Annotated in this window: 18 protein-coding genes; 7 read left to right on the top strand and 11 right to left on the bottom strand. The window is 56.5% G+C overall.

What is annotated here, in order from left to right:
* The first annotated feature begins 31 nt into the window (after positions 1-31).
* The 3 genes from OHL19_RS17330 to OHL19_RS17320 all read left to right on the top strand — a co-directional run bounded on the left by OHL19_RS17330 (position 32) and on the right by OHL19_RS17320 (position 4,613).
* Positions 32-3,847 carry an alpha-amylase family protein gene (locus tag OHL19_RS17330; protein ID WP_263359043.1) on the top strand — a complete coding sequence of 1,272 codons (3,816 nt, stop codon included), beginning with the start codon at positions 32-34 and terminating at the stop codon, positions 3,845-3,847.
* 92 nt (positions 3,848-3,939) lie between these two features.
* Positions 3,940-4,170 carry a DUF5522 domain-containing protein gene (locus OHL19_RS17325; protein ID WP_263359042.1) on the top strand — a complete coding sequence of 77 codons (231 nt, stop codon included), beginning with the start codon at positions 3,940-3,942 and terminating at the stop codon, positions 4,168-4,170.
* Positions 4,171-4,361: 191 nt separating this feature from the next.
* Positions 4,362-4,613 (top strand): GlsB/YeaQ/YmgE family stress response membrane protein, encoded by a 252-nt coding sequence (locus tag OHL19_RS17320; protein WP_263359041.1) that lies wholly within the window; start codon positions 4,362-4,364, stop codon positions 4,611-4,613.
* A 71-nt stretch (positions 4,614-4,684) separates the two neighbouring features.
* On the opposite strand, the gene OHL19_RS17315 is transcribed toward OHL19_RS17320, so the two are convergent.
* Entirely contained in the window at positions 4,685-6,868 is a 2,184-nt protein-coding gene (locus OHL19_RS17315; RefSeq protein WP_263359040.1) for a VWA domain-containing protein, read from the bottom strand.
* 2 nt (positions 6,869-6,870) lie between these two features.
* Complete coding sequence (locus tag OHL19_RS17310; RefSeq protein ID WP_263359039.1) at positions 6,871-10,236, bottom strand: carboxypeptidase-like regulatory domain-containing protein; 3,366 nt, start codon at positions 10,234-10,236, stop codon at positions 6,871-6,873.
* Between the two features lie 388 nt (positions 10,237-10,624).
* On the opposite strand from OHL19_RS17310, the gene OHL19_RS17305 reads away from it, so the two are divergent.
* Positions 10,625-10,972 (top strand): helix-turn-helix domain-containing protein, encoded by a 348-nt coding sequence (locus OHL19_RS17305; protein WP_263359038.1) that lies wholly within the window; start codon positions 10,625-10,627, stop codon positions 10,970-10,972.
* Here OHL19_RS17305 and OHL19_RS17300 read toward each other — a convergent pair.
* Positions 10,956-11,846 carry a rhomboid family intramembrane serine protease gene (locus tag OHL19_RS17300; RefSeq protein WP_263359037.1) on the bottom strand — a complete coding sequence of 297 codons (891 nt, stop codon included), beginning with the start codon at positions 11,844-11,846 and terminating at the stop codon, positions 10,956-10,958. The genes OHL19_RS17305 and OHL19_RS17300 overlap by 17 nt on opposite strands.
* 169 nt (positions 11,847-12,015) lie before the next feature.
* Between OHL19_RS17300 and purH the strand changes: the two genes are divergently transcribed.
* The gene (gene purH / locus OHL19_RS17295) at positions 12,016-13,596 is read left to right on the top strand and encodes a bifunctional phosphoribosylaminoimidazolecarboxamide formyltransferase/IMP cyclohydrolase (protein WP_263359035.1); all 1,581 of its coding nucleotides are present in this window, start codon (positions 12,016-12,018) and stop codon (positions 13,594-13,596) included.
* A gap of 333 nt (positions 13,597-13,929) precedes the next feature.
* Entirely contained in the window at positions 13,930-16,119 is a 2,190-nt protein-coding gene (locus OHL19_RS17290) for a tetratricopeptide repeat protein (protein ID WP_263359034.1), read from the top strand.
* Positions 16,120-16,220: 101 nt separating this feature from the next.
* Here OHL19_RS17290 and OHL19_RS17285 read toward each other — a convergent pair whose 3' ends face one another.
* Positions 16,221-17,207: a substrate-binding domain-containing protein gene (locus OHL19_RS17285; RefSeq protein WP_263359033.1), complete on the bottom strand. Its 987-nt coding sequence runs from the start codon at positions 17,205-17,207 to the stop codon at positions 16,221-16,223.
* Between the two features lie 208 nt (positions 17,208-17,415).
* On the opposite strand from OHL19_RS17285, the gene dgt reads away from it, so the two are divergent.
* Positions 17,416-18,591 carry a dGTP triphosphohydrolase gene (dgt, locus tag OHL19_RS17280; protein WP_263359032.1) on the top strand — a complete coding sequence of 392 codons (1,176 nt, stop codon included), beginning with the start codon at positions 17,416-17,418 and terminating at the stop codon, positions 18,589-18,591.
* A gap of 21 nt (positions 18,592-18,612) precedes the next feature.
* On the opposite strand, the gene OHL19_RS17275 is transcribed toward dgt, so the two are convergent.
* From OHL19_RS17275 to meaB, 7 genes are all read right to left on the bottom strand, one after another.
* Complete coding sequence (locus tag OHL19_RS17275) at positions 18,613-19,662, bottom strand: Asd/ArgC dimerization domain-containing protein (protein ID WP_263359031.1); 1,050 nt, start codon at positions 19,660-19,662, stop codon at positions 18,613-18,615.
* Complete coding sequence (locus OHL19_RS17270; protein ID WP_263359030.1) at positions 19,652-20,716, bottom strand: CDP-alcohol phosphatidyltransferase family protein; 1,065 nt, start codon at positions 20,714-20,716, stop codon at positions 19,652-19,654. The genes OHL19_RS17275 and OHL19_RS17270 overlap by 11 nt, the downstream gene beginning before the upstream one ends.
* Positions 20,716-21,354, bottom strand: coding sequence for a phosphatidylserine decarboxylase (locus OHL19_RS17265; protein WP_263359029.1), 639 nt, complete (start codon positions 21,352-21,354; stop codon positions 20,716-20,718). The genes OHL19_RS17270 and OHL19_RS17265 overlap by 1 nt, the downstream gene beginning before the upstream one ends.
* A 127-nt stretch (positions 21,355-21,481) precedes the next feature.
* Positions 21,482-21,691: a YdcH family protein gene (locus OHL19_RS17260; protein ID WP_263359028.1), complete on the bottom strand. Its 210-nt coding sequence runs from the start codon at positions 21,689-21,691 to the stop codon at positions 21,482-21,484.
* A 95-nt stretch (positions 21,692-21,786) separates the two neighbouring features.
* The gene (gene rimI / locus OHL19_RS17255) at positions 21,787-22,254 is read right to left on the bottom strand and encodes a ribosomal protein S18-alanine N-acetyltransferase (RefSeq protein WP_263359027.1); all 468 of its coding nucleotides are present in this window, start codon (positions 22,252-22,254) and stop codon (positions 21,787-21,789) included.
* 9 nt (positions 22,255-22,263) lie between these two features.
* Positions 22,264-22,911 (bottom strand): tRNA (adenosine(37)-N6)-threonylcarbamoyltransferase complex dimerization subunit type 1 TsaB, encoded by a 648-nt coding sequence (gene tsaB, locus OHL19_RS17250; RefSeq protein ID WP_263359026.1) that lies wholly within the window; start codon positions 22,909-22,911, stop codon positions 22,264-22,266.
* Entirely contained in the window at positions 22,908-24,239 is a 1,332-nt protein-coding gene (gene meaB / locus OHL19_RS17245) for a methylmalonyl Co-A mutase-associated GTPase MeaB (protein WP_263359025.1), read from the bottom strand. Before meaB ends, tsaB begins: the two co-directional genes overlap by 4 nt.
* Between the last annotated feature and the right edge of the window lie 21 nt (positions 24,240-24,260).

Raw genomic sequence — 24,260 nt, 5'->3', positions numbered from 1 at the left:
ATTGACAGCCGCAGTACTGGAGCAATTCGAAATGGAATTTCATATCTCCCGGACAATCCGGGAAAAGCTTGATTTCGACGGACTACTTTTCAGCTACACCGGCAATGTCATATTTGCGAATGTACCCGCCAGTCGAAAACTCGCGGCTCTTCTGAATGCAGCTCAGCTCAAAGATGCTGGCTCCGAAGCGGCGAACCCGATCAATGCCGGCGCCCTATTCGCAATGGGTCTGATTGATGAACTGAACCACGCTCTGGTCGCTCGTTATCGCGAGGAGATTGATCCCGCGGTATTGTCGGACGCATTGCGCTGGTTCGCGGAAAAACTGGGCGCAGCCGAAGTTGAACGCCTCCTCACGACATTCGTCGGAGACTTTCCTGCGGTCGCGGTCTACCAAGGTCAATTGACCGCCGCGGAGTGGCTCAGCCGCTCCAGCGATGGATTGCCAAATCGCGAAGCTGCTCTCGAAGAGCTCATGCTGCTTTGGCTGACCAATATCAATCCTGCATTCACGCCCTTTCGCGATCTCTTCGATGACAGCAACCTGCAGACGCAGTCGCCCTATCCTGGCGTAACCTCGGCACTTCCGGACTATCTCAGCACGCGGCCTCCCTTTTCTGCAGAGGTTGGCAGCCTCTTCGAAGCACTCTCTGCTCCGATGCTTGCTTCACCGGACTCCATCACCGGGCAACTGGAGTTCATTCGCGAACGCTGGCCCAAATATCTCGGCCAGGATCTCAGCCGCGTTCTATTGGCGATAGATGTTCTACGCGAAGAAGATGTCGCTATCTGGATGCGCTTCCATCCGCCAGGGCCGGATCAATATCGTCATGGCGCGCCAACATGGGGGGGCGAGGGCTTCATTGGCGATGAGTTTGTAGGATTCGATCAGGACTTTAGTCCGGAATATATTGTCGGGCCAGATGGAGTACGGCATCGTCGCTACGCCACCGACTATCAGGCACCGTTGAACGAGTACGAAGCCTTCAGCGCAGATCAGGCGTGGATGCCAAACGTGGTACTGATCGCGAAGAGCACCTATGTGTGGCTGGAGCAGCTATCGCAGAAGTATGAACGGCACATCTACCATCTCGATCACATTCCCGATGCAGAGCTGAGGCTGCTCTCCGACCGCGGCATTACAGGCCTGTGGCTGATCGGGCTATGGGAGCGAAGCACCGCATCCAGAACGATCAAGCGGCTACGTGGACAGGGCGACGCTGTCGCATCGGCATACTCCCTCAAGGAGTACAACATTGCAGAAGATCTCGGCGGTCCGGCTGCTTACTCCAACCTGCGGGATAGAGCTGCTGCTCTCGGTATTCGGCTGGCGAGTGACATGGTGCCGAACCATATGGGAATTGATTCGCCCTGGGTTATCGAGCATCCTGAATGGTTCATTTCGCGCCCTGAGAGCCCGTTTCCCGTGTACAGCTTCACCGGTCCGGACATCTCTCCCGACAGCCGCGTAGAAATCAAGATTGAAGATCACTATTACGATCAGACGGATGCCGCCGTGGCTTTTCGAGTGCGGTACCACCACGATGGCGCAACGCGTTTCATCTATCACGGCAATGACGGAACATCCTTTGCATGGAATGATACGGCGCAGTTGGATTACTCGAAGGCCTATGTACGCGAGCACGTGATCCAGGTGATTCTGCATGTTGCGCGGCAGTTCCCTATCATCCGTTTTGACGCGGCAATGGTGCTCGCCAAGCGTCATGTACAGCGGCTCTGGTTTCCGCTGCCAGGCGCCGGTGGGTCCATTCCGTCACGCGCGGAAAATGCCGTTTCGCAGGAAGAGTTCGATGCGCTCATGCCGCATGAGTTCTGGCGTGAAGTCGTGGATCGCGTTGCTATCGAGGTTCCGGGAACGTTGTTGCTGGCCGAGGCTTTCTGGTTACTCGAAGGCTACTTCGTTCGCACACTCGGCATGCATCGCGTGTACAACAGCGCATTCATGAACATGTTGCGCGATGAAGAAAACGCCAAGTATCGTTCCTATCTCAAGAAGACCATCGAGTTCGATCCAGACATCCTCAAACGCTATGTCAACTTCATGAGCAATCCCGACGAACGAACCGCTATCGATCAGTTCGGCTCTGGAGATAAGTATTTCGGAACATGCACGCTCCTCGCGACACTGCCGGGTCTGCCCATGTTTGGCCACGGGCAGATCGAGGGCTACACCGAACGCTATGGCATGGAGTTCAAGCAGGCCAAGCTGAAGGAGTATCCGAATGAAGGTCTCGAAGCGCGCCATCAGCATGACATCGCTCCACTGCTGAAAAATCGAAGACTCTTCGCGGAGAGCTCAAACTTTGTGCTGTATGACTTCTGGACCGAGCATGGAACGGTCGACGAAAACGTCTTTGTTTATTCAAATCTCCTGCATGATCAACGAGCAATTGTCTTCTACAACAATCGCTATGAAGGCACACGGGGCAGCATTCATGCTTCAGTAGCAGCAATGGATAAGGCAAGCGGAGAACTGCGCCAGACCAGCCTTTCCGAGGGGCTTGCGCTGCCTGCCGATGATTCACTCTTTGTCGCTTATCGCGATATCTCCAGCGGCCTGGAGTTTCTGCGTCGCGCCTCCGATCTGCACCATCATGGAATGAGCCTCGAACTGCGCGGCTATCAATATGTCGTCCTGCTGCACTGGCGCCAGCTACGCGCATCTGCAGACCAGCCCTGGGATGCCCTGTGGAGCGCACTCGAAGGGCGCGGTGTTTACAGCATGGACGAAGCTCTCTCGAAATTGCGTCTGCGGCCTCTGCACGAAGAGCTTCGCGAAGCAGTCAGTGCAAAGAATGCTCAGCTTTTTGCCGAAATCGCCGCAGAGTTAGCACAAGCCGATTCGAACACGGAAGAAGAGCCCACATCCCTCTCATCAATTGGAGCACCAGCAGTCCCCTCCACGAAAAATGAAGAAGCAGCCACAAGCCTGAAGACAATTGAACCGGTTCTGGAATCGCCACTCGATGCAAGACTCGATACAGAGCTCGATACAAGGCCCGATATAAGGCTCGACGCCTACCTTGAGCAGAGCAGGCAGTGCTTCAGCAAGATCATGGAGAGAGCGTCCCGTGAGATCGAAGCCGCGGCTCGCATCCATAAAACGGAGACGCCAAATACAACGCGTGTCTCCTCAACACCCGGATCGCTACCGCAGCACCCTGCGTCAAGTGGCTCCAAGAACTCCGATGATTTATTGCGCAGCTACGAGGAGCAATGCGAAGCGCTGACGGCAGCAGTTCTTCAGCTTCCGCAACTCGCAACGCATTTCTCAACATCACTGCCCACGGGCTTTGCTTCCCTGCTCCCCGGCCACGATCCCCTGCAGACGAAGGCACAATCCTGGGCTCCGGCAATAGCGTGGATACTGCTACAGGCAATCCCCGCGCCAGGCATTCATACTTCGTTGTTCGATCAACTTCATCTGCGATCGGCTCTGGGAGATGCCCTCTCATCTGTCGGCATGGAAGGGGAGCAACGCTGGCGTGCCGCCGCTTATGTAAGAGTCTTGCTTCTGCTCTCAGACCATCCATCCATCTCGATCGATTCGCCTGACCTCTGGTCCGATCCGGATGTACGCTGGCTTACCGGAGTTAACCAGGCATCCGAAAAAACTTACTTCAACAAAGAACAATTTACGGAGTTACTGGGCTGGCTCCAGCTACCACTCTTAGTCAAGATCGCACATTTGAAGACAGGACAGGCAGATGCGATTCAGGCAATAGAATTGGCCGCTTCCAGTGCCCTGCAAGCCGCAAACGGTGCCGGGTACAACCTGGATTTGTATCTCAATCCCACGCAGAAAGAACCAGTCGTCAAGGCGTAGAGTAACTAGCTCCCGCAATCCTATCTCCTTCAATGCGGAGATAGGATTGCATCTCCGCTGCGGCATTTCTTAACTTCGGCGACAATAGAAACATGCCTGATGCTCCGCCGAATCTCGATAACATCTCTGAAGACTCAAAGGATAGAGACACGCGAATTGCCCCTGAGCCTGAAGCGGATGAGTTTTATTTCGAGGGCCCGTTCCTCGTCTTTACCGAGGCATATCATTTACGCCGCGGATGGTGCTGCCAATCAGGCTGTCGGCACTGCCCCTATGGATTTCAAAAGACACCGGCCGGGGATGAGGCCAATCCACCTGCCTGATCAACAACAGCGGTAGGTTCCTAAAGAATACTTATTCCTTTAAATTACAGATGCCCACAGGCATCTCTTATTGCAGTGCTCACATCTCAGCTTACAAACCAGCGGTGTTTCGGTTTCGATCGGAAACAAAACAATTTCCCATAGCCCAGGAAACAGCTGTGTCCTGGTGAGTTATCCGCAAGGAGGATAATGTGAGTTTGCTTTGGTGGATTATTGTCGGACTAATTGCCGGATGGGCCACCGGCAGGATCATGAAAGGCTCAGGCTACGGAATTATCGGTGATCTGGTGCTCGGCATCGTAGGCGCCATAATTGGAGGCTATGTTGCTGGCGCACTCGGAATTTCTCCCGTAGGCGGTCTTTTGTACACCATCCTCATTGCGATTATCGGTGCTGTGCTGATCGTGTTTCTCTTCCGGCTCATTACGGGACGGCGAGAGTAGCGGTCGCAGAAGCACTTTTCTCTTCAAAAAACAGCGCCTCAGAATGGAATGCAGCAGACACCAGTCTTCATTCAATTCTGAGGCGTTTTTGTCGCTGCCCCACCCGAACCAGCAACTGCACCCGTAACCGGCGTTGGAGCAGTCGTGGCGTCAGGCTCGCGCACCAGCACCGCAAAACGCGGGAAAGCAAAGCTGCCGCCAGCGTCATCCACAATGTTCAACTGCCCGATATATGGACCGGGCTTCAGCTTATCCAGCGGAACATCCAGCTCCACTGCAACCGCATCGCGTCCGGATACATTCAATGCCTGCGCCTGCAGAACAGGCGTTTCAAATACCTTCGTCGAGCCTTGAATCAGCTCCAGGCTGGTGGCTAAATTGATAGCGCCCTTCGCTATCTTCGGCGCATCTCCCGTCTGCTTCACCCGCGTAGGGCCGTACACTTCGTAGAGCACATACAGGTGTTGTCCCTGGCGAAACACATGGCTGATGTTCGGTACATACTGCTGCCCTGCGCGAATCAACGGGCTATCCGTTTTATCCTGCTTGACCGGAGTACGCATCGATGCCAGCAAAACAGAACTCAGCTTCAGCGGAACCTTGCGCATGTCAGGCAGCGTGATATCCGTTTCGAAAGAACCCATGTTTCCTGTTTGATTTTCGCGAACAACAAACTTCACGTGATACTTGCCTGCCGGCAGTTTGAAGCTGGTGGAATACTGAATATTTTTCTGGCGAACCTGCTGCTGCCCATCCACCGCCAGCTTTACAGTCTCGCGCACCTGTCCAATGGGCCGCTTGGCTTCATCAATTACTTCTCCGATCACATCCAACGTAGCCTTATCATGATCGCCGCCCTTCACGAATGGTATCTGCGATCCAGGGACGATCAGTGACACGGGCACAAAGAAACGATTTTCTTCGATCTGGAAGTAATAGGCTTCGAGATACATGGAGACATCCGTCGCAGGTAAGTCGCTGGCTAACTGCTCGTCTAACTCACGTTCGCGATCTTCCTTGCCTGAGTGCTTGAAATCCGCAGGAGCATAGTAGCCCGGCCGATATTCAAGCTTCACTCCCGGACGATTCACCTTCACCTGTAACTTGCGATAACGGCCATCCCGTGCAGGATTCGATGGATGGAAACCGAGCACATAATAAGCAGATGAATCACGCTGCACTTGAGAAAATGCCGGAGCGAAATCATTCGAATCCAGAAATGCCTTGCCGCCTGTATCTGCGGAGAGCGTAGTCATCGTCTCCTGCGAAGCGAAGTTGGCATTGAAGTTATTCTGGATCGCACTGCCGTTGAATCCACCCGTTCCACGCAGGCTTCCAGTAGATGCATCTCCGATCGAGATAGCCTGCAGCCCTCGCGTATCGACGCTATAAATGGAGAGATTCGCGCGTACTGCCGCATTGATAGCAGAACGCAACGAGGCCTGGTTCTCTATGCCATCGCGTGACAGGCCGCCAGAGAAATAGAGCAGTGACTTCTTCTGATTAATCTTCTCCAACGACTGCGAAATCGAGCGCAACGCATATAGCTCACGATCGGTATTGATGTCGTTGTATTCCGTCTCGTCGGGAGTATAGCCGCTGGCATCTTCTACTTGATTTGAATTGGCGTTCGCACCCTGCGCAAAGGCCGCGCCCTCGGTTCCGTTATACGTACCGATCTTGCCGATCAATAACTGCTTGTCTGTCGTGAAATCCTGATCTACCTTGAGTGAAGTATCAAGCGAAACCAGCGCCACCAGATCCGCCGGCTGCATCCTGGTATTCAGAAAATCCTTGGCCGCGGCGATACAACGATCCAAATCCTCTGGCTGCATCGAAGTCAGATCGAAAAAGAAAACGATGAGACGATGATTGCGAAGATCCTCAGGACGAGTCGTGCCGCCGGGAGTTTTCTTCTGGAGCGATGAGGCAATACCGCTGATCGTAGCTTCATTGAGCGGCTGCGCCATATCTACACTCTCGAAGTCAAAGCTCGATATACGCTGTGGCTTTCCATTCTCAAGAATCGTAAAGTCGCTCTGCTTCAAGCCGCGAACAACTTCACCCGTCTTCGAATCGCGCACCACGATGTTAGTCAACACCAGGTCAGACTCGGCCTTGAGAACAAATCCTGAATCCTGATTCGCACTCTCCTGCTGCCCACTCGCGTACATTGGCAGGAACAGTGCAATCAGCAGTGCAAGTGCCGATGCAGTAATGCGCTGTATTTGCTGAAGCACCTTGATCGTCCTCATCTCTAAAACCTGAACCGCGCTATAAAGGTAAAGGCCCGCATGGCCGACGTCGAAGTAACTTGCCCCGCAGTCTGCGAATCAAGACTCGTGTCAACGCCGGAGTATTGAACCGTGTTGAAGACGTTGCTTGCTGTCGCGCGAAACTCCACACTACGGGTATCTCCCAGTTGTGCCGTCTTCGAAAGCGACATGTTATTGGAGATAGTGCCCGGCCCGGGAATCGAGTTACGCGAGGCGTTGCCAAAAGCGTTCTCTGCCGGGATCGCGTAAGCCGAGGTATTGAACCACTTCAACACGGAGTTTGCTCCTTGCGTAATCGGCACGCCTGGAACGCGATTCGGCCGGAGTGAACCTGCCGTGCCTCTTGCAACGTCCGCCGTTGCCGATGCATAGCTGGGAGTAAGTGGCGTTCCCGTCGCAAAGGTAAAGGTGCCGGAGACCGACCAGCCTTCGAGCGCCTTCGATGTCACGCCTCCTCCTGAAAAGAAGCGCTTGTCCTTGCCGAAAGGCAATTCGTAGAGATAGTCTCCCGAAACCTTGTGCCGCAGATCGAAGCTGGAGTTAGCCTCTTCCGCCTGTAGATCCTGCCAGTTCTGTGCAACCACAGTTGATGTGCCGCCAATCGATCCGGCATTGTCGATCGAGTGAGAATACTGATAGTTCGCACCCATCGAGATACCGTTTTGCAATCGCTTGCGCAGGCGAATCGTTCCCGCGTTGAAGTTAGAAAACGCCGCGCCCTGATCATAGTTGAAGAGCACATCGCCACTTACATCCGTCGGATTAAGATAAGTCTGCGTCGCAGGCCGCGGGGCGCTCGTGATATCGAGATGCGTTCCCTTCGATCCGTTGTAACCGACATTTAAAACAATGCCGGCAGGCAACGTCTTCTGCACATCGAGATTCCATATCTGTACATAGGGCAAGGAGTAGTGCGGATCGAGCGAATAGTTGGGCGGCTGGTCCTGTTTCGACACCGGGAACCCATTCGTCAGTGACAAGCCCGGCAGAGTTGTCGCTTCATTGGTCTGCACGTTCGCATAAGGTGGCTGATGCGCCAGTATCGTTGCAAACGATGAGTACTGACCGTTGGTGAAATTAATGCCGTAACCGGCACGCACCACTGTCGACTTAGGTAATCGCAACGCTATCCCCAGCCGAGGGGCAAAGGCCGTCCGATAAGGCGCTACCAGCGTTCTGGGCACAGAGCCGCAAAAGGTTCCGCTGCACCCCGGATAGATCTCGCCAACCTGCGTAAATCCGCCCTCGTACCCATTCGTTCCCAACCCCGCGAGATGATCGAACTTTTCGGCGTAAGGCGAGAAATACTCATAGCGAACGCCGTAGTTAAGCGTCAGGTTTGAGAAGGCACGAAAGTCATCCAATGCGTATAAGTCCCACACATTCTCGCGCAGATAACTCTTTCCAATCGCAGCCTGAATCGAACTTTCCTGCGGCAGCCCTGCGAGAAGGTCGCCCAGTGCGGTGCCGGTTGAAAATCCAGTGAAGTAGAACGTACCCGTCGCATTGGAACCACCGAGAATGTCCTGGTGAACACGACGAAAATCTCCACCAAAACGATAGTTATGCTTTCCGTGGCCCCAGCTCAAAGTATCTGAAACCGAGATTGTCTGCTGTAGCCGAAAGCTTGGCTGCTGCTCGCTTAACCCTGCGAAACCGGTCAACACAACATTGGGCAGCCCGTAGTTCAAAGGGCTCGCATTCAGCGGACCCTCATCCGGACCAAGCACGCCGATCTGCGTCGCTATATCGGTCTTGCTGGTAAAGAAATTTGTCGCCTGGCTTCGTGCGCGATTCCAACCCGCCTGTAAATTGTTATTGATGCGATGATAGCCCAGCGAATATCCCGCCTGCAGGGAGTAGTTACCTACAGTCGACTTTCCACCTAACTCGGGAAAGATATTCAAGTTATCGGTGGCAGAGTCCGTCCAGTTGTAATTGACATTCACGCTCTGGCGCAATCCCTGTGACTGTCTCTGGCTACGCCGTCCGCCACCACCAAAGCCCAACGGTGATCCAGCATTCGATCCAATCGAGCGCGTGTAGCGAATGCCTGCCTGTGTGGAGTTCGACTGGGCGGTCGAAGCAAAATAATAGTTATACGTGCTCTGACTGGGATCGGACAGATTCGGCAGCGGAAAGTAGCTCAACAAGCTGCACGCAGGCGTTGCCGAAGTAGCCGCACAACCGCCGCGCTGCTCTGCGGTAGGCACCAGCGCGTACTGGTTAAATGGGTTCGAAGTTCGCGTTCCAGAAAGCGTCAGGAAGACAGTATCTTTTCCACTCGGCTTAACCAGACCTGGAATAAACGGCTCTCCTATAAACGTAAGCCCGAAGCGGTTCGATCCATAGGCTGGCTGATCCGCCTGCTGTCCTCGCAGGGAGTACGGCAGAGCATTCAAAGCCGAGTTGCTCCCCGTCCAGAAGATGGCGCCGTGAGGCTGATCGGGACGAAAGTTACGAAAACTCCCTCGCCCTCCGCCAAAGCCGCCTCCACCAAAACCGCCGCCTCCGCCGCCGAAACCACCTCCGCCAAACCCAGCCCCACCGAAGAAGCCGCCGCCATTCTGCGAACGGGCTGTCTCGATTGCATCTCGCACGCGATCCATATCAACGCCCGCCAGCGGACTAACCGAGCCCGACTGACCGTTGATGGCCACCGAGTCAGCCCCAAAGCTGGAGTTGGCAGCAGCTCCCGGCAAAGCCGCACCGCTCGCGCTCGTTCCGCCCTCGGCCGCATCCGCCCCAGCCAGGGAGCTCAAAAGGTTGAGACTTTGCGCGCCACTGCCCGCGAGTTGCTGTATCACCTGGGCAACCTGGCTCGATTGAGCCGTCTGCCCCGACCGCGCATCCTGCTGGGCCACGCGCGATGCTAACGAGAGCGAGAAATCGACAGTCTGATCGTGCGAAGCGGCGTTCAGCAGTGCCTCATGCGTACTGGCTGCAAAGGCCGTAAACTCCGTTCGAATCACATAGCGGCCATTCTGCGGAATGGTCATCGACCAGGCCCCGGTGACATCCGTAGTGGTGGCGTATCGCTTCCCCGTCAGTGTGTTCGTCGCCGTGACCGCAACCCCAGGCAATGGAATATTTCCCGACTTGATTACACCGTGCAATACCCCGCCGCTAACTGCAGTTCCAGCGGGTACAGTTCCAGCGGATGCAGGAGATGCTGCCAGGGTCTGGCTTGGGACTGGGACTTGGACTGGGGCTAGAGCCTGCGCCCGGACAGGCAAACTCGTCAGCGCAGCGAAACATCCGCTCACCGCTACGCAGATGGCCAGCATGCCGCAAGCGAACCTTTCGCCCGAACCTGTAGCCATATTTTGGACGAACCTTTGCCTCATTCGAAACAGCTCCAATGAAAAGTGACGCATTCGTATTCGTCTGACGTGGCAGGTCGGACGAAGGTTTACGATTGCCGAGAATTGCATCTTCCCGCGTATCACTCCGCATACCGCTCCGAGAATCTTCCCTGCATGTAAAAGTATCGTTCTTCAAATTGAACGCCTACCCTGCACGTGTCGATAATGACTCCGATGCAACATCTATGCCTCTTAAATTCACCGGTAAAATTGCCGATCTGCGGATGCGACAAAGACGCAAGGCCTTACCTGTCTGCAAAAATGGCTTGCTTTTTGCTTATTTGCCATGTTAACTATTGAGACAACACCTCAAGAGTTGCTACTTCGAGAGACAATCCTCGGGAGCATAGGTTACACGGGACTTCAAACGATGAAAATCGGGACTACGATTCGCGGACATCGCCTGCAAAAAGGCCTCTCGCAGGGAGATATTGAAAAGAAGACCGGTCTGCTGCGCTGCTATCTTTCGCGCGTCGAGAACGGTCATACGGTCCCCTCGCTTGACACCCTTTCCAAGATTGCCCAGGCGCTCGACCTGCCCATTGCACAGTTTTTTGCAGAGGACTCGCTCAATCGCGATTTGAACACGCAGAAGCTGTCCGACGATGAGCTGCGCTTCCTCACCCAGATTCGGCGTTACTCCACCAATCTGAACGAGAGCGACCGCAAGCTGCTGCTCGCCATGGTGAAGAAATTCGCAGCTACTGCTGTTCGGTAGGCGTGTCTTTCGTCACTGCGACTGCGGTACTGATATAGAAGCTGAAAAAGACCAGCACGCTGCAAAGTAACCCGATAGCCAACCGGAGACGAAACCGGAAGAGCGGTCGCGGCGAACCGATCAGCGGCACCAGCGGCAGCGCAAACAGGATTCCACCGAGAAATCCTCCCAGGTGGGCCATATTGTCGATTTGGACTGCCGTCCGCACCGCCATACTGCCAAAGCCCAGTACAAAATTAATCAGCGCAAAATAGATAACGTAACGCCGCAAACCTGCGAGTTCTTTAGGTGGAATAGGCAGCCGCTTCGACTTAAGCAGGATGATCAGCACGCCCGCGATCCCAAAGACCGCGCCTGACGCACCCGCTCCCACCAGCGTTCCCGACTTGAAAAATGAGTCATAGCCAATTGAAAGCAGATTCCCTGCCGCACCCGAAAGAATGTATGCCGCGAACACACCAGCCGGGCCAAGCAGCGGCTCTGCCAGCAAGCCAAGATTCCACAGGCACCACATATTCGTCGCCAGGTGAATGATGCCTACGTGGACGAACATCGCAGTGATAATGCGCCACCATTCCCCGTAAATCAGCACATGTACGGGATTATTGGCTCCCGAATGCATCAACTGCTGCGTCGTGGGGTTCATTATGGAAACGCCGGAGAAGACCATGCCCAGGAACACCAGGCAATTGATGCCCACCAAAATATAGGTCGCCGGAGCATGCGCCCACGACCGAGCCCCGGATCTGCGCCCGGAACCACGTTCGCGCACAGCGCGCAGTTCCGCTTCCTGTGCAAAGTTATCGTCCGTCGCGGGAGGCAAAATCTCAGCCTGTCGTGCGGGAAAGTCAGGAGGAGTAGAGTAACTTCCCATATCACTACTGTAGTTCGGTTACCAATGACTGGCAATGCAAGCCAGAAACTTAGTCGCAGCATTGTGAGACGGCATCCATTCTTCAATTCGATGTACCCTAACCAGTGGGCCTGTAATCGCAGCACAAACCCGGCAGGCCGCACGCATTTCAGAATTAAAGGACGAAAACGTGTCATCTTTACAGGAAAAGAAGATTCGCCGCGCACTGCTGAGCGTTACCGATAAGACCGGCCTCGTGGCCTTTGCCCAGGCGCTCGCCAGCCTCGGTGTGGAGTTGATCTCGACCGGCGGAACAGCCAAAGCCCTGCGTGAAGCCGGCCTGACAGTCAAAGACATCAGCGAACTCACCGACTTCCCGGAGATGCTCGACGGCCGCGTCAAAACACTCCATCCGCGCGTCCACGGCGGACTGCTTTACATCCGCGGCAAGGCCGAGCATGAGGCAGCAGTTGCCGAGCACGGCATCCTGCCAATCGACATGGTAGTCGTAAATCTCTATGCCTTTGAAAAAACCGCAGCTCAGGCTGGCGTAGCCTTCGGCCACCTTATTGAGAACATCGACATCGGCGGCCCGTCGATGGTGCGCTCCGCAGCCAAGAACTTTGAAGATGTCGCCATCGTCACCCGGGTCAGCGACTACACCGCTCTCGCCGAGGAATTGCAGGCAAATGGCGGCGGCCTCACCCGCGCGACTCGCTGGAAGCTGGCGAAACAGGCCTTCGCCACCACCGCCGCCTACGACACAGCCATCTCCAACGCGCTCGATCAGGTGCTCGAAGCACCAGAGCCTGAATCTCCCGCGACTTTTGACAGCGAAACCCTGCCGCAAACGCTCCGCATCAATCTTCCCCAGGCAATGTCGCTGCGTTATGGCGAGAATCCGCACCAGCGCGCCGCCCTCTACGCCGACGGCTCCGGCCTCGGAATCGCCAACGCCAGCCAGCTCCAGGGTAAAGAACTGAGCTACAACAACCTCGTAGATCTGGATGCCTGCTGGGCCCTTGCGGAAGAGTTCCCCGAAACCGCCGTCGCCATCATCAAGCACACCAATCCGTGCGGAGCAGCTACCGGGGCATCTGTCCTCGAAGCCTATGAAAAAGCGCTCGCCGCCGATCCCGTCTCAGCCTTCGGCGGAGTAATCGGGATCAATCGCGAAGTAGACGCAGAAGCCGCCATCATCATCGCCAAACTCTTCGTCGAAGCCATTGCCGCCCCGGCCTTCACCCCCGAGGCATTGGCCATCTTCGCGACAAAGAAAAACCTGCGTCTGGTTCGGGTCAACTCCGCGCCCGCCAAACCAGCCGTCAAGCAGGTTTCCGGCGGCCTGCTGCTCCAGGACGCCGATACGGGCCACATTACCGAAGCCGACCTGAAAATCGTCACCAAACGCGCTCCGTCGCCGGAAGAGATGGCCAGCCTGCTCTTCTCCTGGCGCATCTGTAAACATGTGAAATCAAACGCGATCGTCTACGCCAAAGACGGGCAGACCATCGGCGTCGGCGCCGGTCAGATGAGCCGCGTAGATGCAGCCCGATTCGGCGCGATGAAGGCTGTCCTTCCCCTGGCCGGTTGCGTGGCCGCCTCCGACGCCTTTTTCCCGTTCCCCGACGGTCTGGAAACAGTCATCGAAGCCGGAGCAACGGCAGTCATCCAGCCCGGCGGCTCGGTGCGGGACGCTGAAGTGATCGCCGCCGCCGACCGTCTCGGAGTGGCCATGGTCTTCACTGGAATGCGCCACTTCCGCCACTAGAAACAGCAATGGATGCCGCAGCCATCATCGGAGCGGCATCCATTGGCAATAACCAGTCTGGTAATACCGTGTCATTTTCGGATTTCGACCCGCCTTCAACCCAGTCTTCAATCCCGTCTGCATTTGGACTATTCCGACCCAATCCTCTGCCTCGTACAGCCCGAAAGACCTTTGAACCATTTGCGAGATACAATCGTCAAATAAGTTGATGGTCCTGTCGCTAAACGCGGTTTTGCGCCTCGACAGCCAGCCTTTCGGAGCACTTCCCCCGGCAATCAATCGCCCGATGAAGATAGCCGGAAGTCGGATCATCCATCCCTTGAGAGTGTGGGAATGCCGAACATGACGGACGAGCACCAACAAATACTTCGCAGGAATTCCAGGTTTCTGGCCGTTGCAGCTGCCGCAATCGCCACAGTTTCACTCTGCAGCCTGTCTCCTTTGGCCTATGCACAGGCCACGACTTCTCCCACTCCGGCGGGATCGGAAGTCAACATTGCGCCTATCGCCGCCAAGCCTTCCGCTCCGGCTGCTACGCCCGCCCCTGCAGTTGATCGAGCCACCGCGTATTACCATGCCGCGCTCGCTCACACCTATGAGGACATGGCGATCAACTACGGCCGCCAGGAATTCGTAACCCGTGCCGTGGAAGAGTACAAGCTCGCGCTGAATGCCGACCCCGACTCGCCCGAACTGTCCGTAGGGCTGGCCGAGCTGTACTTCCGCGCCGGGCGCGTCCGCGAAGCCATCCAGACCACGCAGGAACTGATCAAGAAGAACGATCAAAACCTCGAAGCGCACAAGCTCCTCGGTCGCATCTACCTGCGTTCCCTCGGGCAGGAGCAGAGTTCAGACAACCAATCCAGCCCCAGTGCCAAGGTTCTGGACCTGGCCATAGCCGAATACACCAAGATCATAACGCTGGAGCCCAAGAGCATCGAAAATCATCTTCTGCTGGGCCAGCTTTATACCGTGAAACACGACAGCGCCAAGGCCGAGGCCCAGTTCAAAGCCGCGCAGTCCATCGATCCCGGATCGGAAGATGCCATCCTCAACCTCGCCCGGCTCTATGCAGAGAATGGCGACGTCAAGCGCTCCGCAGACATCCTCGAAGCCGTTCCGGTCAATGATCGCTCCGGCAAGATGGAGTTCGCTCTCGGCGCAGCCTACGAGCAGCTCAAGGACTTGAAGAAGGCCATCGCGGCCTATCAACGCTCCGTGGACATGGATCCGGAGAACCTCGATGTGATCCGTGCTCTGGCCCAGGTCCTGCTCGCCGACAATCAACTGGACGAATCCATGAAGCAGTTTCAACAGTTGCTTCAGGCCGACCCGGATGACGTGGCAACACTGGATCGCGTCTCCGAAATTCAACGCAGGCAGGGCAAGTATGCGCAGGCACTGGTAACCATTCGCAAAGCCCGCGCCAAAGACCCCAGCTCGCTTGAGGCTGGATACAACGAGGGCCTCCTGCTCGATGTTCTTGGCCGCTATGACGAAGCCGTAACTGTTTACAAGCAGATGGTCGACGCCACCGAGCACGCCAACGGCGCCTACACCCAGGAAGAAAAAACCAACCGCAGCATCTTTCTCGAACGCCTCGCCGCCGTTTATCACGAGGAGAACAAGACTCCCGAGGCTATCGCCACCTATCAGAAAATGGTCGACCTCGGCGGTGATTTCGCCAAGCGCGGTTATCAGGGCCAGGTGGATACCTATCGCGATGCAAAGATGTTCGACGAGGCAACGGATGTCTGCCGCAAAGCTGTCGCCGCCAACCCCAACGACCGCGATCTCAAACTGCTGCTGGCCTGGCAACTGGCCGATACCGGCAAACTGGATGAAGGTCTCGCACTGGCCAACGGCTTGCTGAAGGGCAACTCATCCGACCGCGATGTCTATCTGCAAATCTCCCAGATTCAGTTGCGCCTCAAGCACTGGAAGGAAGCAGAAGAAGCGCTGGCCAAGGCCGAGCCCTACTCCACGAGCAAAGAGGATAAGGTCAACCTGTACCTGCAGAAGGGTGCTCTCGCCGAGCGCGAAAAGCACTACGATCAAGCGGAGCAGTTCTTTCAGGAAGTGCTGAAGATCGATCCGAACAGCGCCATCACCCTCAACAATCTCGGCTACATGCTGGTCGACAAGACCACCCGCTACGCAGACGCGCTCAAGTACATTCGCAAAGCCGTTGAGCTTGAGCCGATGAATGGCGCATATCTCGACTCGCTGGGCTGGGTCTACTTCAAGCTCGGCCAGTACGAGTCCGCAGAAGACAATCTGCGCAAGGCCGTCGAGCGCACATCAACCGACCCCTCCGTGCATGATCACCTGGGCGACCTCTACGAAAAGACCGGGCGCATTCGCCTCGCCGCCTCTCAATGGGAGATTTCTATTGCGGAATACGCGAAATCAGCCTCCGCAGACGTTGAAGCCACGGACGTAGCCAAAGTGCAAAAGAAGCTCGAAGGCGCGAGAGTCAAGCTGGCCAAGCAGGAAAGTCACCTCGGCGACGCCAAGCCATAACTCGCGATACTAACTTGCGTACCAGATAAGAGAGCCGCAGCCGGAATCATCCGCTGCGGCTCTCTTATTTAACTGCCTCGACTTATTACTATTTCGACTTATTATTGATGATCCGCGGCAGACCTCGCATAAACATCCACGTTTGCCTTGTCTACCAGTGCGGTGCCCGTATCGATAAACACAGGATACTCCGCAAAAGCATCCACGCTATAGTCCTTGGAAAGCGACTTAGGCATGTTATGAAAGATCTCATCGAGCTGCTTTAATCCGACATAACCCATCGTAAAAGGCTTCTGAGAGATAGTTGCTTCAATCGTTCCATCCTTGATCTCCGCAAGCGTATCCTGATCCACATCCATGGCAACCACCACGCGGTCCGTTATCTTTTGACGCCGCACCGCATCCGCAACCACCTTACCCGAGGAAGCCTCCAGGCAAATGAACGCAGACACCCTGGCAACTCCTGTCTGCGCCAGGTATTGCTGCGTGTTATCGAACGCATTGCGCGCATCGCCTTTGATATTCACAACGTCGATGATCTTGATGTCGGGATGCGTTGCAAAGATATCTTTGTATCCCTGCAGTCTTTCGTCCAGGTTCGGCTGCCCAGGCATGGAGTAGAAGACCACGTTTCCGCGCCCTCCAAGTCTCTCTGCTATCCGTTCTCCACCCAGATGCCCTGCATCCAGATTGTTGGTTCCGATAAAGAAAAGCCTTCGGCTGCTCGGCGCATCTGAGTCGATGGTAATGACTGGAATACCCGCTGCAATTGCCGCGTCAATACCGGGTTTCAGCAACCCTTCGTCCGCCACCGAAATCAATATGCCCGCTGGCTTGGCCGCAACCGCATGATTCAACTCTTGTAACTCGGCCTGCGGATCGTAGTTATCCGGCCCAGCCACCTTGCCTGTTACCCTGTATCGCGCTGCTGCCGCGTTGAAGCCGGTTTCCGCTGTCTTCCAATACGGCAGCGAAAGGTTCGCGGCAATGAGGTAGAAAACCTCCGAAGTAGAGTGGCGACCACAGCTTGTCGCCATAAAAAGCGCCGGGGTAATCGCAATCGCAATTAGCCTTCTGATCGATGTCATAGCTTGAACCTCCGTGTAAGAGCAAGACCACTGGAATATCTGGCCGACCTGATGCTACATAACTCAGTTCGTCCGCTTGACCTCTGCCAAAGTACCGGGAAGTGTACTCCGGGCTACATCGCTTGTCCAACGCATTTAGCCCTCGAATGAAAGCAATCGTTTACTAATTGCATGGCCCGGACGATTTACTCTTGAGTGGGAGAAAAGCATGACTGCTGCACAAAACAACGCGCTGGAACTCAGGCTTCCTCCACGCATTGCCGTTTCGGACGACGCCCTCGACCCGTTATCGCAACGATCCTACCCGGAGGCGCCGCATCCCTACCGATCCGCTTTCGTTCGCGATTGCGCACGCATCCTCCATGCCAAGGCCTTTCGACGCCTCTCCGGCAAGACTCAGGTGTTCACACGCAATCGCGCCGAGAGCGATCACACACGCAGCCGCCTGACCCACACGCTTGAAGTAACGCAGATTGCGCGAACCCTCGCATCCACTCTGGGTTTGAACACTCCGCTGGCCGAAGCCCTCGCACTGGTTCACGATATAGGCCACCCTCCATTCGGGCACGCCGGAGAAAAGGCGCTAGACGAAGCCCTGCGCGGTCATGCACTCGGCTTCGATCACAACCTGCATGCGCTCCGCATTGTTACCAGCTTTGAAGAGCGATACGCAGCCTTCCGCGGACTAAACCTGACCCTCGGCGTTCGCGAAGGCATCATCAAACATTCACGTGACTACCCGGCAGATCGATATCCCGAACTCGCGGAATACATGCTCGATCAACAACCACCGCTCGAAGCGCAACTGATCGACCTCGCGGACGAAATTGCCTACCTCACCGCCGACCTCGAAGATGGACTTTCCGCAGGCATTCTTGAACTCGGCCTCGTGCAGGAACAGGTCCCGCTCTTTGCCGGTTTCTATGCCGCCGCTAAACACGAGTTCCCAGCCGCTGAGCCAGGACTGCTGACCAACGAAGCACTCAAACACATGCTGAACGCGCTGGTAACAGATCTCATGCAGGAGGTCGTTCGCCAGGTTGGCGATCTGGGCATTGAAACACTGGCCGACCTACGCCAGACACCCCATCGAATCGCCCGTCTCAGCCGACCGATGGAAGAGAAGCGGAAGCAGGCCAAGAGCTTCCTCTACGCCAGCCTCTACCAGTCGCCGATTATGGAAGAGGAGCATGTCCACTCCGAAGAAGTGGTCAAGACGCTCTTTGCCGCGTTGATCAACGATCCCGCATTGCTGCCCGGCGACCACCTCGCCCGCGTAACCAGGGAAGGTGTCGCTCGCGTCGTCACCGACTACATCGCAGGCATGACAGACAGTTATATCGAACAGGCCTGGATACGCTATCTCGATTCAGGCCGAATCTGATCGGGCAGGCTCTGAATCAGGCTACTGCACCTGTCCCTTGGGCCTCAAGCGGCGCAGATCAAGCGCGCAGTCGATTGCATTCAACGCCGTAAGACGCAGGTTGTCGCTCGCTGCCCACAGCCAGAATCGACTGATCTCGCCACTTCCCCGCTCCGCATCTGCGGCGATCGGCGGCTCCGGCTTCAGCCAGACCAGCACATCATTTTGTCCGACAGCAGCCAGATTTGAAGGTGAATCCGTCGCCTCCAACACCAGGTCGAGATGCTCTCCACCAAGCGCATCCTCAATCGAAGAAAGCGGCAACGCCCGATCCAACTCAATGCATATCGAAAAAGTGTGCCCATGAAACACCGGCGCATTCAGCAGTTGCAACCGCAGTTCCGGCAGCTTGTTTCCGGCCAGCGCGGCATAGTGACGGCGAATGCGGGATTCGGCATTCGCCAGGTTTGCCGTCGCACTTTCGCCAAAGCTGGATAGCATGTTGTAGGCCACCTGCGTATCGAACATCGCCCGCGGCATGGTCTGAAAACTCAACAGGCTCACCGTCTGCTGGTGCAGTTCATCCAGCGCATCCTTGCCGAACTCCGATGCAGGCTGCAACACTGTCGCCGCCACAAACTTCACTTCGGCAATCTCCTGCAAACGATCCAGCAGCAGTGCCAGCGCCAACGCAGCCGCATTGGCCGGGACAATCGCCTTGGTCAGCAGATCCGGCGAGTCAATCGAGTCTCCCAGCCACGGACTTCGCACCAGCACACCGGGCTCGCCATCCAGCGCACCACTCAAATCCAGCACCATCGAGCCGGCGCGGACGGCATGACGCCAATATCCCTTCGTCTGCTCTTCACTGCCTGCGAAAAACGTGAAATCAATCCCCTCGAACGAGTTCGTCTCGACCGACTGCACCACGATAACCTCGTCGCCAATCTGGTCCAGTTGCCCTTGCGCATCTTTTTCGTCGAGCAGTAAAAAACTGGCACTTGCCAGCGGAGATTCCGTCAGCGCCTCTTTCAGCTCTTTAGCCAGCAGTGAGGAGGCGCCCACCAGCGCGATCTTGTATTCAGTAGCCATTCGGTCCAGGTTCCTGCTCGTTTCGTTCTGGATTGGAGTGCGTATACAGGTCGCCCTGCTTATATTCCGGCTCCGGCCCGCGTTCCTGCCAGGCCTCTGGATCGCCGTGCATATGCGTATCGTGCATATCCGCATGAGGATCTGCCGAGTTTCCCGTAAACATTGGCGGTCCGTAGCGCTCTTCTGCAACGGCCCCTCTGGGTATTTGCCGCCGCCGTCGCGACCACGAGTACGCCGCCCTCGCCCATATTCCAGAGAACATGTAAGTCAGCGCCATAAGGAAAAGCGCACCGCGAGAGAAGCGAATCAGGATGAACAGCACAATCGCAAGCACCACCAGCAGTTGAAACGGCTGGGTGCGAGCGAGATTGATCTCCTTGCCCGACCAGAATCTCCAGGTACAGACCATCAGGAAACCCAACAGCCCAACCAGGACAATCCAGGCCATTGCCAGCCACCGGTTGGGAATCGTGTATCCATTGCAGCAGTAGACCGTGGACGCGATCATGCCCGCTGCCGCCGGAATCGGCATTCCGACGAAATACTTGCGGTCCTGCCGACCCGGGTTCCTCGGCTTGGCATCGTGGCTGATATTGAAGCGGGCCAGACGAGAAACGCCGCAAAGCAAAAAGAGAAAGCAGACAAAGGAACCGACTTGGAGGATCAGGTGATGCAGCTCCGGCGAGGGAGTCTCCGGCAGCGAATGAAAACCCCAGGCAAAAGCCAGCAGAGCCGGAGCCACGCCAAAGGTAATGGCATCGGCCAGCGAATCCAGCTCCTTGCCAAACTCGCTCGTCGTATTGGTCATGCGGGCAATGCGCCCGTCGAGCGCGTCGAAAGGAATTGCAAAGCAGATAGCCTTCGCGGCCCAGTCAAGATGCTCTCCACTGGACTGAATTGCAGTCATGGATTCCATCGTCTGGGTGATCGCGAAATACCCAGCCCCGATGCTTCCCGCCGTAAACAGCGAAGGCAACACGTACATCCCACGCCGCATACGCGCCGCTCGCGCACCAGCGCGTGCTACAGCATCCTCATCTTGCAGACGTGACATTACGAGCGCGCTCCGCCGGCAGGCATCGCGGCCAGCACAGAAGAGCCGCCCTTAACGCGAACACCTTTTTTCACCAGCAACTCCGCTTCGACAGGTAGCAGTACATCCACGCGCGAACCAAACTTGATGAGCCCGACTAGTTCACCCCGCCCCAGCTTGTCTCCCAGCCTGGGCTCGAACACGATACGCCGTGCCAGCAGACCGGCGATCTGCTTGAACGTGACCTCGTAGCCACCCGGGCCATCGCTCCGAACGGTAACAATGTTCTGTTCGTTCTTGTCTGCCGACGAAGGATTCATCGCGTTCAGATAGAGGCCTTTCTGGTAGCGAACATCGATGATCGTTCCGGCAATCGGAGACCGGTTCACGTGAACATCAAACACGCTTAGAAAGATGCTGATTCGCTGTCGTGGGCCGTCTGGAGTTTCCAAACGCACCGTCTCCGTAACCAGGCCATCGCCGGGCGAAACAATCAGCCCAGGCCCAGTTGGAATTGTCCGCGAAGGATTGCGAAAAAACCAGAGAAAAAACGCAGCCAGCAACACAGGAACGAGCGCCAAAGGCCAGCTCGTCAACCAAAAAAGGAGCGCAGCCGCAACCAGCAGACCCGCACCATAGAAATAACCGTCTCTCACCATGATTCCAAACGATTATACGGGCGCAAGGCCGTTAAACACAGTCTCGGCTGCTACATCCCTGCCAACCAGGGAGGCAAGTACCCCCGTCGGCATTCAAATTTACTTCCGGCTCGTAAGCTATTCCGGCCTAAGCTACCGCCGTATTACGTTGCTCCAGGGCCGAAATGAGGTCCTTTGCATGAAGCTTCAGTTTCTTCAGCCGAACCTCTTCCAACTGCTCATCAGTGGAAAGGTATGGCTTGGTCACCAGTTCGTCCAAACGCGAAGAATAGCGCCTGTGCTCGGTCAACAGGCGACCGATCTCCGCATTCAACTCTGCTTCGAGTGGTTCATCCATTGGACACCTCTGCTCGAATATATACGCCTGATGAATCGGCCACTGCAACCCACAAAACTACAGGTTGCAAACCAAAGTGTGGATAACCTTCAAGATCAGGATTTGTTTTTAGGCAGATTGAGCCGGAGCAACAGCGCGTCTTCCACCGGGTCCTGGTAATAGCTTCGCCGCCTGCCCGCAGGCATAAAGCCGTACTGCTCGTAAAAATCAGCCGCGCGGGCATTGGAAGCCCTCAACTCAAGCAGCAGTTCCTCAACGCCGGAGGCGGACAACTCGCCGGTCAACTCCCGCAGCAGGGCCGTCGCAACCCCCTGCCTCTGCGCTGTCGAAGTTACCGCGATTGACTCCAGCTCAGATTGAGGAGCCAGCACACTGGCCACCACAAACCCAGCCACTCCATCCGCAAATTGAGCAACCAGCGCTACTCGGCGTAAAGTGCTGTCCGGCGCAATCGCAGCGATATACGCCTCGCGAGGCCAATGCGGAGCCTCAGCCAACGAAGCCGCAATCGTCATTACCCTCTCAATATCCGACTCGCGCATCGCGCGTACGAAAAAACTCACCACTCAACCCTATCTGACTGCCAATTTCGCATCGGCGCCACGCAAATAATATCCATCCAGCGACTCAACATCGGCGAACTCGCCCGCCTGCCACTTGCCCATTGCAAACTCCAGTGCCACCGCAGCGGTCGGCGCGGCAGTCCGTGCCAGTTCCACATCCGTCACCACCGTCTCCAGCAGGTGAGCGACCGTCTCCTCGCAGAAAGCCACCGGCCCTGGCAAGCGGGAAACCGTCGTAAACTCACCCGCGGTAACCAGAACCTCCCGAGCCACACCGTCCTCGTAAATACCCAGAAAGACCTGCCCCCGATGCGCGTCCAGGGCGGCGCAGCGCGTCTTCGCCAGATCCGCCAGCAACACAAGCCGCGAAACCGTCACCACTGGCAAACCGCCTGCCTCAGCCAGCGCCTTGACAGTGCTCAGCCCAATGCGAATCCCAGTGAAACTCCCCGGCCCTGCGACAGCCACAATACCCGCCAGATCCGCGACCGACAGTCCCGCAGACGACAACAAATCTGCGATCCCCTGCACCAGCGCGGCGGCATATTCGCCCCCCGCCAGTTCCGTTTGCCCCAGCAGCAAAATCCGTCCATCCACAACTCTTCCCAGGGCAATCGAACCAGACGGTCCACAGGTATCAACACTGAGCAAAATCAACTTCTTTCCCCCTCGTACGCAGATTCCACCAGCTCCAGCAGCACTCCATTGGCGCTCGTCGGATGCACAAACACATACCGGTGCCCACCCGCGCCTATCTGGATCGTCTCCGAAACCAGCCGAACTCCCTGCAACTTCAACTTCGCCACCGTCGCCGCCAGATCAGGCACCCGCAGCGCAATGTGATGCAACCCCTCGCCGCGCTTGGCAAGAAAACGCCCCACCGCCGAATCGCTCTCGGTAGGCTCAAGTAACTCGATGCGACTCTCACCCGCCGACAGCATCGCAACCCGCACGCGCTCACTCGCAATCTCCTCAACACCGGAGACAGCCATTCCCAACGCCGCGTACAGTCTCTGCGAAGCATCCAGCGACCGAACCGCGATACCCAGATGATCCAGCACAGGACTTGCATCCATAACCGGGCGCGCATCCAGCACCACACGCGCATCCGGCACAGCCCCCGCCCCCAGACGAACTGCACTCTTCCGAGCAGAATTTCGCGGCGCCGCATCCATAGCTGCCAGCAGATCTGCCACACCTGCCCCGGTAGTCGCAACCGTGCGCAGAATTGGAGGCGCATCCGCCTTCACTCCAGCGGGAGCCACCACGGCAGAAAGCACCAGCAGCCCCTGAATCTCCTGCTCAAGGCGCTCAATACCCTCACGATCCGCCTTGTTCAGAACATAGACAGAAGCAATCTCCAGCACGCCCGCCTTGAGCGATTGAATGCTGTCTCCCATCCCCGGCACCAGCACTACAGCCACCACATCGGCCAGGCCAACAACCTCAATCTCGCCCTGCCCCACGCCAGTCGTCTCGATCAGCAGCACGTCTTTGCCGGATGCCTCAATTACCGTCAGCACATCGTCGGTTGCCTTCGCCAGGCCGCCAAGGTGGCCCCGCGTAGCCATCGAACGCATGTACACGCCGGCATCTGCCGCAAACTCGCCAAGCCGTATGCGATCCCCCAGAATCGCTCCGCCTGTAAATGGGCTCGATGGATCGACAGCCACAATCCCCACCCTTCGACCCTGCGCGCGCAACTCCCGGGCCAACGCATCCACCAGCGTGCTCTTGCCCGCACCCGGAGGACCGGTGATCCCGATACGCAGCACCCGTTCTGCACCCGCCAAACTCTCCCGGCAGGCATCCAGCAGCGTCACAGCCTCGGCCGCGTCGTCCTCCACCAGCGAAACCGCCCGCGCCAGCGCTCGCGTCTCACCAGCACGCAATCCGGCAAACAGCCGCTGCACATGCGCGAACTTTGGATCTGAAGCACCAACACCACTCGCCGTCATATGTTCTAAGAATAAATCGCGGCTCAAGGAATAAATCGCACATCCTCG

It is taken from the genome of Acidicapsa ligni (genome assembly GCF_025685655.1).
Taxonomy (GTDB): domain Bacteria; phylum Acidobacteriota; class Terriglobia; order Terriglobales; family Acidobacteriaceae; genus Acidicapsa; species Acidicapsa ligni.
Note: the sequence above shows the minus strand (reverse complement) of the source record. Positions and strands in the feature narration are given on the sequence as shown.

Excerpts from the sequence above, each read along its gene's own strand:
- OHL19_RS17265 (WP_263359029.1), bottom strand. The coding sequence starts at position 21,354 with ATGGTGAGAGACGGTTATTTCTATGGTGCGGGTCTGCTGGTTGCGGCT.
- OHL19_RS17310 (WP_263359039.1), bottom strand. The coding sequence starts at position 10,236 with ATGAGGCAAAGGTTCGTCCAAAATATGGCTACAGGTTCGGGCGAAAGG.
- OHL19_RS17290 (WP_263359034.1), top strand. The coding sequence starts at position 13,930 with ATGCCGAACATGACGGACGAGCACCAACAAATACTTCGCAGGAATTCC.
- OHL19_RS17305 (WP_263359038.1), top strand. The coding sequence starts at position 10,625 with ATGAAAATCGGGACTACGATTCGCGGACATCGCCTGCAAAAAGGCCTC.
- OHL19_RS17285 (WP_263359033.1), bottom strand. The coding sequence starts at position 17,207 with ATGACATCGATCAGAAGGCTAATTGCGATTGCGATTACCCCGGCGCTT.
- OHL19_RS17330 (WP_263359043.1), top strand. The coding sequence starts at position 32 with ATGGAATTTCATATCTCCCGGACAATCCGGGAAAAGCTTGATTTCGAC.
- OHL19_RS17275 (WP_263359031.1), bottom strand. The coding sequence starts at position 19,662 with ATGGCTACTGAATACAAGATCGCGCTGGTGGGCGCCTCCTCACTGCTG.
- OHL19_RS17270 (WP_263359030.1), bottom strand. The coding sequence starts at position 20,716 with ATGTCACGTCTGCAAGATGAGGATGCTGTAGCACGCGCTGGTGCGCGA.
- OHL19_RS17325 (WP_263359042.1), top strand. The coding sequence starts at position 3,940 with ATGCCTGATGCTCCGCCGAATCTCGATAACATCTCTGAAGACTCAAAG.
- OHL19_RS17315 (WP_263359040.1), bottom strand. The coding sequence starts at position 6,868 with ATGAGGACGATCAAGGTGCTTCAGCAAATACAGCGCATTACTGCATCG.
- OHL19_RS17260 (WP_263359028.1), bottom strand. The coding sequence starts at position 21,691 with ATGGATGAACCACTCGAAGCAGAGTTGAATGCGGAGATCGGTCGCCTG.
- dgt (WP_263359032.1), top strand. The coding sequence starts at position 17,416 with ATGACTGCTGCACAAAACAACGCGCTGGAACTCAGGCTTCCTCCACGC.
- OHL19_RS17300 (WP_263359037.1), bottom strand. The coding sequence starts at position 11,846 with ATGGGAAGTTACTCTACTCCTCCTGACTTTCCCGCACGACAGGCTGAG.